The sequence below is a fragment of the Pseudomonas sp. 43(2021) genome (genome assembly GCF_017490805.1).
In the GTDB taxonomy this organism is placed as follows: Bacteria; Pseudomonadota; Gammaproteobacteria; order Pseudomonadales; family Pseudomonadaceae; genus Aquipseudomonas.
The window spans coordinates 106,691-116,361 of record NZ_JAFGYJ010000021.1 but is presented as its reverse complement, the minus strand read 5'-3'; the positions used below and the strand labels follow the sequence as shown (position 1 = coordinate 116,361).

Here is a 9,671-nt window from a genome sequence, read left to right as displayed (position 1 = left end):
CCTTCGCCCCTTCGTGCCGATCGCTGCCTAGAGCCTCGCCCGGTGATCGGTGGTGAGGCGGGAGAGGGGGAGGCGGCAGCCATCGAAAGAACGCCCCTGTCTGTCGGGTTTGCTTCCGAGGATCTCGTAGGCTGCACAAGCGCCTGTTATGATGGCAGATGGCCGCGAAGCTCCAAATAAGGACATTTATGCAAGTGCTTTCTTACGGGATTTCCCTGAGTACTGAAAATAAACAAGTCAATATTTCTGATTTGTTTAACTTTCTTGTCAAGAAAAATGGCAGCGATAACAATCAGAAAAGTCTTCTTCGTCGGATTTATGTAGACACCTCAGCGGATGCAGATTTCTTTTTGGGGATGGTAGTCACAATCAAGGATCAGCGAAGATTCCTACAGCTGATGGGTGGTGGCGGTGCACTTAAGGTAAAAGTGAGCGACCTTAAGGGGGAAAATAAACTTCTTGAGTTTAATTTTTTTGCCGTAAACAAGAAGAATGGTCTGGGTCTCTATCAGTATTATCATGGCTCATGTTCACCGCTAACTTTTGGAAGCTACCTCCGCTCTGAGTTTCGAGAGTTAGCAGACGCTCGGCGAGATCTAGCGTTAAGTAAGGTGGAGCAAAAGCGTGGCTCAAAGAAAATAGAAGATAACATTCGCCGAGAGCTTCGCCCTCCTCTTGAGTTTCAGCAGCTAGTCAGAAAGGACAATATTGAAGCAGTCTTAGAGCGCTACAAAAAAATTGTGTCCTTTGAATATGATGTCGTGGCCGTTGACTCGATAGCCCAATATGCTAGGCCTTTGAGTGGCCTTGTGAGAAAAATACGTCAGCGCGTACGCTTCAATACTGACTCGCCGAAGGACACTCTGGTTCGAGGCATCGCAGAGATGATGCCGAACGTTGAGAAAAATTCGGCTAGAGTGGCAGTGCTTAATGATGATGATGAGCCAGTATCGATTCGGGTCGTAGGCATGCCAGAGAATTTTGGCGAGCAAGATTACGATATGGTAGCTGAAGCTATGGACGATTTGGATCTCACGAAGTTTCAATCACACCCATGTCTTGAAAGCCTAATGAGTACATGCCGCACTACCTACAGCTCTATATTCATGGTGGAATTCGATGAAAAGTAGAGTCACGCTAGTCGCTATCTGTGTGTTTCTCTGCACGGTTTTGGTTTATGCGATTATTGTCAAGTTAATGTGTGAAAACCTCACTTTAGCCTGCGATGCGATACACCCATTTCAGGCTTTCTATGCCGAGAAATTGAGAGCTAGCTTGTTTGCCGGCTTTCTGACCGTTGGAAGTTTTTTGATGTCTTTAAAGACGTTCATTATTGTGAATATGAAAAAAGAGGTTTTTGACACTCAAGGATACAAGGACAAGTTTGCCAAGGCGAGCACAGGCAAGCTGTATGATCCGCTGAAGGAACTTAGTGATATGCTTTTTGCCACTATCGTTACCTGTATCATCGCATCGGTCTCGCAGCTCACGATCGGCTTGATCCCTACAGTCCTCACATCCATACTTCCTATTTCAATCGCAATTATGGCGCTCATCCTTCTATCTTGGAGTTTGTATCTGATTCGCAAAAACCTTGAATCAATGTTCGAGCACATTGGCAGTAATTGATTTTGTGGATTTATTGAAAATACAAGTTTGGTGGTTTTCGATAATAATGTGTTTTTAGGGTGTCCTCATAGATGAGGACACCCTGGCACACGCCAGATATCGGGCATTTGCACCTGACTTAGACTTACTTAAGCCTTGTCCTGCGCCAGGATCGATGCCGAGATGATAGCCCCGCCCCAGCGCCGGTGGCCGATACAGATCGGCACAGGCAGGCCGCTGGCTGTGGTGTTCTTGGCGCTGCCAAAGGCGTAGCTCGCCAGGTTCTCGGGCGAGCCGCTATAGCTTAGCCCGCTAGCCTGCGGGCTGAGCATCTGCAGCACTCCACCGGCCACGTTAGCAATACCAGCGCCCATCAGGCCAGCAGCAAGGCCGCCTGAGGCGAACGAAGCGGCGACGATCAGCGCTACGCCGAGAACAGTCTGCAGTAGACCGCCCCGCTTGCTGCCGTGAATGACGGGGACAAACCAGAGCTCCCGTGCGCCGCCTCGATCCAGATCACCTTCACCAATGTTCTTGCCGTTCTTGAAGACGGCGAAGCGCAGCCCACGGCCCTGTGCTTCAGCCAAGTCACGGGCGAAGCCTGGATAGTTTGCATCCAGCGCTTTGGCGGCCTCTTTCGCATCACCGCGTTCCAGCAGGAAGTGGTGGTGTTTGCCGTACTTCTTGCCCAAGAAGCCGCCCAGGCGGATCTTGGTTTTCGGCGCATAGTCGATCACTGTCGCGGCCATCACACGGCCTCCTGTGGCATAGCCAGGTGCACGCCCAGGCGACGAGCAAGCATCTCGCGACACTGCAGCGCCTCCAGGCGGATGGCGGCCTCTCGGGCAGGATCAGGGTTCCAGTTGGGCGCATAGCTGCACATGGAGGCGCGAGCGCCGCGCAGGTTGCCTCGCAACAAGTCGGCGGATATGCGCGCCTCCTCTTCGGTGAAAAAAACACCATCGAGCTTCACCCTCTGACCGGCCTGGACGTTCTCGACTTCCCACAGCAGATAGCAGGGGCCGCCTTTGTCCAGGGTGAAGGTGGCCACGTCGCAGGCTCGGGCGAAACGCTCTTGAAAGGTGGATGGAGCTGGTTGGATGGTCATCAGCGGTAGCCTCCAGGTGTTAACTCGTCGGTGTTAAAGCGTTAACTTTTCGAGGTTAAAGGTGTTAACCCTGTTAAGGTCTGCCAGAGAGTGTTATCGGTCTCTATGCCGCTATATCCGTGGCTTCCAGCCCCATGCGCGTTCGGCATGGTGTTAACGTCGGATTAACATTTTTTGTTAAAGGGGGAAAAAATCTGTGCGTGGGGTCGTAGGCGGTCTAGGTCAGCGGACCTTCCAGACTTTCGACCCGCCCCCCTCAGTAGTCCGGCGCTTTGTACGGCGGCGCCGACCGGATCTGTTCCAGCGCTTCTGCTGCGCTCAGGCCGCTGGCCAACAGTCGATCAATCTCTTTGCTCAACCGCTCACGCTCCTCCATCTGGCGCAGCAGGGCGCGGCTGTGGGCGATCTGGTTGAGGGCTCGTTGAACTGGCTTGGGTAGATGGGTATGGCTCATGGTCTTCTCCGGTGTGAATGAAAAGGCCCGCGAGTGCGGGCCAGTGTCGGATCACCCCACAAAGGAAAGAAGGGCTCCGACTGCTGCGGTTAGGGCTACGTGGCACTCACAGCTAACCCACGTTTGCGCTTACGGTGTCGGCGCACCGGTCAGCGTCACCAGGCGGGTAGCTGTAGGAGCGAACACCGCCAGGCCGGCGCGCAGCTCGGCCAGAATGGTCACCAGGTTGCGGCGGAAGTTGTCACCGTCGTGGCGGCTTGCCTCGACAGTTACCTGCTGACGGTCCAGCAGCGCAGCGGTGGTGGTGTCGAGGATCAGCGCTTTGCCCTGCGGCATGCCGTTGGTGACGACAACAGGTGTACCCCACAGGCTGGGCGGCGCGGGATCGCGTGGCGTGCCGATCACATACTGGCCATCGCCGTCCTCGGCCCGCTCGCTTTCAATGGCGAACCAGTCACGCGGATTCATCACGATAACGTTCGGATTCCAGCCTTCGGCCTTGAGGTCAGTGAGCGCGGCGCCGATGCGGTCAACTGGCTGGCCGGTGGTAATCCCTGCGTCGGTGGCCTGGGCGTTGAAGCCGAGGATCTCGCCATCGCCCCCAGCGCCGGTAATCAGTTCAGCCTCCAGCTTCTGGCGCACCCCCACGCCCAGCAGCAGATCCACTTGGCCACTGAGCTGGTCATTGTCCTGCAGCACCTGCAGGCTTGCTGGAATCCAGGTGGCGATGGTGGCGATCTCAGCGCGCACGGGTTTACCCGCCACTTCACCCTCGGCCTTCTCGTCGCCTTCTTTCTTCTGATAGGCCGCACCGTTCAGGTAGCCATCGAGACGTACGAATTCGTAGGTGGCGCTGGTTACGGGGATGACTGGCAGAACATCGAGCAACGTGAGACGCGGCTGGGGAGTGCCACGGATGCCAGCACCGTCACGCTGAGGTGCGGTTGGATAACTGGTGGAGTCGGCACCGCCCTTGTTCGGGTTGGTGATCGCCGCGCGGATGCCCACCTCGCAATTGATTTGCCCGGTGGATTTCTGGCGGCCATTGCGCATTTCGCCTACGCCTTCTGCTTCAAGCACGCTAGCAGTGACGACGTTGCGATCAGTGACGCCGCTAGGGGCTGCGCTGCCGTGGCGGCCAGAGGCGAGCTTCTGTTCAGTTTCGAGCAAGCGGGCGCTGAGCTCGGCCTGCTTGGTGTTGAGGCCTTCTTTGAACTCGGTGATCTGCGCACCGATCTTGGTGATGGCTTGGTTCAGCTGGCTGACGTCCTGCTGATACGGGTCTGGCATAGGATTCTCCGGGGTGTTGAGTTGATGCCCTCTACCCTATGCGCGCACGCACACCCCGGTCAGCGGTTAACTTCGACGTCCTCAGTCGGTATCCGTCGCAAAGCGCACTATGTCGGCTATTTTGTAGAACCGCCGATTGCCACGGCGCACGAACGGCAGCGGTGAACGACCCTCGGCAGCCAGACGGCGCAGGTAACTGGGGGCATATCCCAACAGGTCTGCCGTGGCTGGCTCAGGCACCAGGCCACCAATCAGCGGGGTGATGCCAGCCTGGGCCAGCCGCTCGGTAACGTCCTGTTCAACGTCCACCATGATTTACATGCTCCTCTGTGATGCATCCAGAATTTCGCTAGAGGCCGCGTGGTTCTTGGCCTGTGGCGAATCTTGTGAAATTGCGTATCTCGGGTATGTCTCGCCTGTGAGTGCGCTCAACCCGAGCCCGTCTAAATGGTCGTGCCAGCGCTCCAGGGCTTGGCGCTTGAGGGCTTCGGCGGTGGTGTGGATATAGGTGGCGTCCATATTGCGCAGGGCGTGGTTCACCAGCATCTCGCCCACCAGGTAATCCACGCCCAGGTCCATCCAGCAGGTGCGGGCGACCTTGCGCACGTCATGGCTAGTCCACTGGCGGTCGCTCAGTTCGGCAAACACCTGGCTCGCTGCCGTGGCGCCCAGTGGCCCGCGCCGGCTGGCTGGGAACAGGTAGGCCCCTTGGTAGCCCTGCGCGGCTTGCTGGGTCTGATAGCGGCTCAACAGTGCACAGGCCTGGCGGGTGAGCGGCAGGGTGTGGTTCTGTTTGGTCTTGGTGTCGTCAGCGGGGATGAACCACTGGCCGGCCTGTAGATCGACGTTGCGCCACAGCGCGCTGCGCGTCTCGCCCAGGCGGGTACCGTGGCACAGCATCATCAGCGCCAGCAGGGCGTCACCGGGCCGCGCCTCGCTCCAGGTGGCCAGCTTGGCCAGCAGATCGGGTAAGTCTCGCTCCCGCAGCCGTGACGACTTAGGCTTGATCCGCACCGCCACGAAATCCCCGAAGCGCAGCGAGCCCAAGGGGTTCTGCTCGATCATCCCAAGCCGGTGCGCCTTGCGCATGGCCACCGCCAGCACGTTGAACACCAGGCGCACGAACGACAGGGCATAGCGCTCTTGCAGTGGCCACATGAGCCGCTGATCGAGCGTGGCCTTGCTCACCTCGGCCAGTGGCAAGTCATGCAGCCGTGGCGCTAGGTGGCAGGTGATGGCCGACTTCGCGCCGGCCTTGCGCTTGGCCGACAGGTTGCGATCGCGCAGCATGCGATCCAGGTACCAGTCCAACAGCTCCCCGGTGCGGCTCCAGGTGCTGGTCAGCGAGGTGGCCTCGGCATCTGCGGCACGGCGCCCCAGGATGGCCGGCAGGGCGGTCAGCATGGCCTTGGTGGTCAGGCTGGGGAAGTCGCCGGCCTTGCCCCACTTGCCCCTGACAACGACGTGCCAGGCGCCCCGGGTGCGGTCGACGGTCGAATAGCGGAATCGCAGCTCGGGGTAACGCGGGTCACGCAATTGGCGCACTGGCTGGCCGGCCTGCTTGCGTATCTCGGCGTCACTGAGGGTGATGTGTTTGGTGGTCATGTTTGCTCCTCAAACTGAGGGTGTCGTTTAACCGAACCAGGCCAGATGATCCGAATCAGACCAAATGAGCCGATTCGGATCAGGGCGCCACTGTGCCGAAAGCAACACACTGTGGCGTTTTCTACACAGTGGCGAACGCGATCGGGCCATCCGATAAGGTGGGAAAATCCCGTGTTTTGCCGAAGCGGGAATTCGCGCCAACCTCGTCGAGCGCTCGCCGATTGCTCGCCTACGTATCCACTGAGTCTCGTCACGGCCCCACCTCCGCACCTGGCCAGCGCACGCGCACGTCGGCCAGCGCTTCGTCGCGGGTAATTGGCTCGCTGATCATGGTGAATGGCCGGCACCCCGGGACCAGCACCGTCCAGTTGCAGCGGCGCTCCAGGCCATCGTTCGCAGCCAGCTCGGCCAGCAGTGCGAGCCGGTTTGCCTTCACGTACTTGCGCACATCGTCGGTCAGCTTTGAGGCGGGGGAGATCCGCACCCGCATACCTTGCTTCTTTGCGGAAAATCCACGTTCCAGCAGGTAGTCGAGCGCAGCCATCACAGGTCCTCCGCGTCATCATCCAGTGATGCAAACGACGCGGCGCCCGGCTGCGGATCTCCTTGCTGATCCTCACACTCGTGCCCATTTTCGTTACTCGTGCCCACGCCAGAGGATGGGCACGAGTGGGATTCTGTGGGCACGAGTGGTTGAAAGGGCGCGAATGAGCCACCCGCTTGGGGCAATGACCAGAACGACTTCACATCCTTTTTGTTGCCGGTTCTGGCGGTGACTACAGACAGCTTTTCTCTGGCCCGGCGAATCTGCTTTTCGGTGTAGCCATTGCGCCTCATCAGGGCCTTCGCTTCATTACTTTCGAGGGGGTTGTCCTTCAAGATTCGGTAGAGGCAGTCGCTGGGATCATCCAGGTCTTGTGCCTCCTCATCACTGGATGCCTCCGCTTCTCCTAGGATTTCCCGGGCGCTACCTTCGATGGCTTCGCCCCACACCACGCGAGTAGCTTCAATCCCATCTCCGATGTCGCATGGCTCGATGGTGTATGAGACACCTCCCTCGTCAGCGCCGATGTTCGACTTCGCTCGCGCCAGCACGCGTTGGTCGGAGTCTTCCTGCTTGGCGGCTACCAGTACTGTGCGCGCCAGCGCCGAGAACGCTTGCGATCCGATAACTCGATCAGCAGGCGACGAGCCAGCGCCACCCTTGGCAAAGTGGGAAATTCCCACCACGGCGCAAAGGTTCTGCTCGGCGAAGTCCACTACGCCTTGCAACGCCCGACGCACGTCATTGGCCTTGTGCATGTCGCCTTTCACTGCGCTAACGATGGGGTCGAGCATCAGAAGCGACACACCGCCAATCTCGCTGGCCGTCTCACGCAAACGGACAATGTCGTTTGCTGGGTCGAATGGATCGGCGTCGCCCCTGGCGTTGGTGAGCCCCTGGATGATGTAGACGCGGCTCATGTCAGCGCCAGCAGCGGTTAAACGGGGAATCAACGTATCCGCTGGATCATCTTCACTGGACCAGATGAGTGCATTACCCGGCTCGCTACAACGGTTGCCATCGGGCCAGCGTCCACCAGTGGTGATGGTGGCGATCAGACCGATCAGCAGCGTGGTCTTCCCGGTACCGCCAGCGCCGGCGAGGATGTGCAGCTTTCCTTTAGCCAGCCATCCAGGCCACAGCCAGCGGATGGGAACGGCCTTGATTGTCGACGCCTTAACCGCATTGACGCGCCATAGGGGGGTTACGTTTTCACGATTGATGGGGCTAAGAGGCTCGGTCCATTCTTGTGCAAAGCGATCTGTAGTCATTTGACCCCCAGGCGCAGCTTGGCGAGGTTGAAGCGCGCCAGGTCGTCACCTTCCAACTTCCCTTGTCGCTGGAGAAGGTGGCCGATTCGATAAACCATGCGCTCATGTTCAATTGCCGTCTTGCTTGGGCCGCGCCGCGGTTGTTTATCGCCGGGAAACAAGTCTCGCAAATCCAGACCGATTGCCGAGACAATCTCTTTTGTTGTGCAGCCGGCCCAGCATTTGAGCAAGACGACACCATCCGAAGTTTCGCTAATTGCCAAACTGGGATGCTTGTCACTGTGCGCGGGGCAGCAGGCTTTCCATTTGTCGGCGCCAGCAGACTTAACTTTGTCTAATCGGATAAGCACTTTATCCAGGCAAGCCGACCCCATCGGCGCATGTGCACCGTTTTGGATGTTCATGGTTATGCTCCGGGTTTGACTTCGGACAAATGGAGAGTTGCTGCTGCGCTTGTGTCAGACAAGTTGGCAACCAGACTGCCGAGGCTTTCGAGAAGCCAGCCTATATCAGTTACTGCTCCAGAGTTCAGGCCGGTGTCGTCGTTCGAGGCTGTACAAGCCAGCAGGTGACCAATGCCGGATATCCCATGCGCGAGTACGGAAACACAGCTTTCAGTTGCCTGCTCTGTCGCTTTCAGCTGACCGGGAGTCATGTTCTTCAGCGCTTCGTGGCGTGGCAGAAGATCGTTCCAGTAGCTCATTGAACACCCCCAACTTCGGTCGCGCTGTAGCTATAGCCGATGTGCCGGTGCCGCCAGCAAAAGTTCTGCGAGCCGAGTTTGACGTTATCGAGCTGCGCGTAGAGGTCTTTCGAGATCGGATGCTGCTGACCAAGAGCCGGGATAATCATCGCCGTAAGGATACATTCGAGCTTTTTGAACGCCTCCCTGGCCTGGTTTTGGTGGTGGCATTCGAAATCGGCGAGAACGGCCGGCGCCAGCACTGTTTGCTTCGGACCACGGATCATTGCTCACCTCCTTGGGCTTCCAGGGCGCGGGCTTGATCCATGTGCTGGTTGTAGCGCTTCAAGCGGACGGACAGGGACGAGTTTGCGCGGAGGGCGCTGAGGGCCATCTTGCGGTGGGCAAGGGCGCGAATTTTGGACGGAATGAGGGCGGTCATGGTTGTAGCTCCTTGATTTGAGGAGCTGCCACGGATCGTCGCCAAACGATTTAGGGTGGCAGCTGTACGCAGGTTGGCGAACCGGGAATCAAGGAACCCGGCAGACCCGAAGGTCTCCCGCGCACAGCCACCATAGAGCCGAATGCTGGGCACAAAAAAAGCGCCAGATTCAGTTGGGGCGCTTATGCGCCTTGATTTGTACGGGTCGCCAAACCCGGTCGCTGAATTTGCAACGACAACCGGACGATACAGCGAGCGTTGGATGGGTGCAAGTCTTACTCGTGCCCATTTTTTCCACTTGTGCCCATCCCTGTGAGTGGGCACGAGTGAGAAATATGGGCACGAGTAAGGAGAAAGGGCATCAGCGGAGCCAGGGCAGGTCATCACGCCACCTCCCCGCGGCTGGCTGCAATCTGCTCATCGCACCAGGTGTGAATCTCGGCCTCGATCCACACGACGCACTTCGGGCCGAGCGTGACTTGCTTGGGGAAAGCGCCAGCAGCGATACGGCGGTAAATCTCGGTGCAGGACAGGCCGGTGATCGACTCAACGTCCTGGCGCTTGATGAAGCGGCGAGCGGGTGGGGTGGTGTTGGTAAGGTTAGCCATCGTCTGCGCCTCCTTGGGCGTTTTCGGTAATCGACGATGGCTATGCTTGCAGCTGCTCA

Annotated in this window: 15 protein-coding genes; 2 read left to right on the top strand and 13 right to left on the bottom strand. The window is 58.2% G+C overall.

The features are described 5' to 3' along the window. Positions 1 to 188 precede the first annotated feature (188 nt). Entirely contained in the window at positions 189 to 1,130 is a 942-nt protein-coding gene (locus tag J5M71_RS18750) for a hypothetical protein (RefSeq protein WP_207834855.1), read from the top strand. Continuing rightward, positions 1,120 to 1,629 (top strand): hypothetical protein, encoded by a 510-nt coding sequence (locus tag J5M71_RS18745; protein WP_207834846.1) that lies wholly within the window; start codon positions 1,120 to 1,122, stop codon positions 1,627 to 1,629. Before J5M71_RS18750 ends, J5M71_RS18745 begins: the two co-directional genes overlap by 11 nt. A gap of 128 nt (positions 1,630 to 1,757) precedes the next feature. On the opposite strand, the gene J5M71_RS18740 is transcribed toward J5M71_RS18745, so the two are convergent. The 13 genes from J5M71_RS18740 to J5M71_RS18680 form a co-directional block, all read right to left on the bottom strand. Then, entirely contained in the window at positions 1,758 to 2,357 is a 600-nt protein-coding gene (locus J5M71_RS18740; RefSeq protein WP_207834844.1) for a tail assembly protein, read from the bottom strand. Beyond that, entirely contained in the window at positions 2,357 to 2,716 is a 360-nt protein-coding gene (locus J5M71_RS18735) for a hypothetical protein (RefSeq protein WP_207834842.1), read from the bottom strand. Before J5M71_RS18735 ends, J5M71_RS18740 begins: the two co-directional genes overlap by 1 nt. Positions 2,717 to 2,972: 256 nt before the next feature. Then, complete coding sequence (locus J5M71_RS18730; RefSeq protein ID WP_133970455.1) at positions 2,973 to 3,170, bottom strand: hypothetical protein; 198 nt, start codon at positions 3,168 to 3,170, stop codon at positions 2,973 to 2,975. 129 nt (positions 3,171 to 3,299) lie between these two features. Further along, the gene (locus J5M71_RS18725) at positions 3,300 to 4,460 is read right to left on the bottom strand and encodes a phage major capsid protein (protein WP_207834840.1); all 1,161 of its coding nucleotides are present in this window, start codon (positions 4,458 to 4,460) and stop codon (positions 3,300 to 3,302) included. Between the two features lie 81 nt (positions 4,461 to 4,541). Then, positions 4,542 to 4,772, bottom strand: coding sequence for a helix-turn-helix domain-containing protein (locus J5M71_RS18720; protein ID WP_081874717.1), 231 nt, complete (start codon positions 4,770 to 4,772; stop codon positions 4,542 to 4,544). A gap of 3 nt (positions 4,773 to 4,775) precedes the next feature. After that, positions 4,776 to 6,065 carry a site-specific integrase gene (locus J5M71_RS18715; RefSeq protein ID WP_207834838.1) on the bottom strand — a complete coding sequence of 430 codons (1,290 nt, stop codon included), beginning with the start codon at positions 6,063 to 6,065 and terminating at the stop codon, positions 4,776 to 4,778. Between the two features lie 250 nt (positions 6,066 to 6,315). Further along, the gene (locus J5M71_RS18710) at positions 6,316 to 6,609 is read right to left on the bottom strand and encodes a hypothetical protein (protein ID WP_047594653.1); all 294 of its coding nucleotides are present in this window, start codon (positions 6,607 to 6,609) and stop codon (positions 6,316 to 6,318) included. Then, positions 6,609 to 7,880 carry an AAA family ATPase gene (locus tag J5M71_RS18705; RefSeq protein WP_207834836.1) on the bottom strand — a complete coding sequence of 424 codons (1,272 nt, stop codon included), beginning with the start codon at positions 7,878 to 7,880 and terminating at the stop codon, positions 6,609 to 6,611. The genes J5M71_RS18710 and J5M71_RS18705 overlap by 1 nt, the downstream gene beginning before the upstream one ends. Then, on the bottom strand, positions 7,877 to 8,284 hold the full coding sequence (locus J5M71_RS18700; protein ID WP_207834829.1) for a virulence-associated protein E: 408 nt from the start codon (positions 8,282 to 8,284) through the stop codon (positions 7,877 to 7,879). The genes J5M71_RS18705 and J5M71_RS18700 overlap by 4 nt, the downstream gene beginning before the upstream one ends. Before the next feature lie 2 nt (positions 8,285 to 8,286). Next, positions 8,287 to 8,583, bottom strand: coding sequence for a hypothetical protein (locus J5M71_RS18695; RefSeq protein ID WP_186673534.1), 297 nt, complete (start codon positions 8,581 to 8,583; stop codon positions 8,287 to 8,289). Then, positions 8,580 to 8,849 (bottom strand): hypothetical protein, encoded by a 270-nt coding sequence (locus J5M71_RS18690; protein ID WP_186673532.1) that lies wholly within the window; start codon positions 8,847 to 8,849, stop codon positions 8,580 to 8,582. The genes J5M71_RS18695 and J5M71_RS18690 overlap by 4 nt, the downstream gene beginning before the upstream one ends. After that, positions 8,846 to 9,004 carry a hypothetical protein gene (locus tag J5M71_RS18685; RefSeq protein WP_207834827.1) on the bottom strand — a complete coding sequence of 53 codons (159 nt, stop codon included), beginning with the start codon at positions 9,002 to 9,004 and terminating at the stop codon, positions 8,846 to 8,848. The genes J5M71_RS18690 and J5M71_RS18685 overlap by 4 nt, the downstream gene beginning before the upstream one ends. 383 nt (positions 9,005 to 9,387) lie before the next feature. Further along, positions 9,388 to 9,612: an AlpA family phage regulatory protein gene (locus tag J5M71_RS18680; RefSeq protein ID WP_207834825.1), complete on the bottom strand. Its 225-nt coding sequence runs from the start codon at positions 9,610 to 9,612 to the stop codon at positions 9,388 to 9,390. Positions 9,613 to 9,671 lie beyond the last annotated feature (59 nt).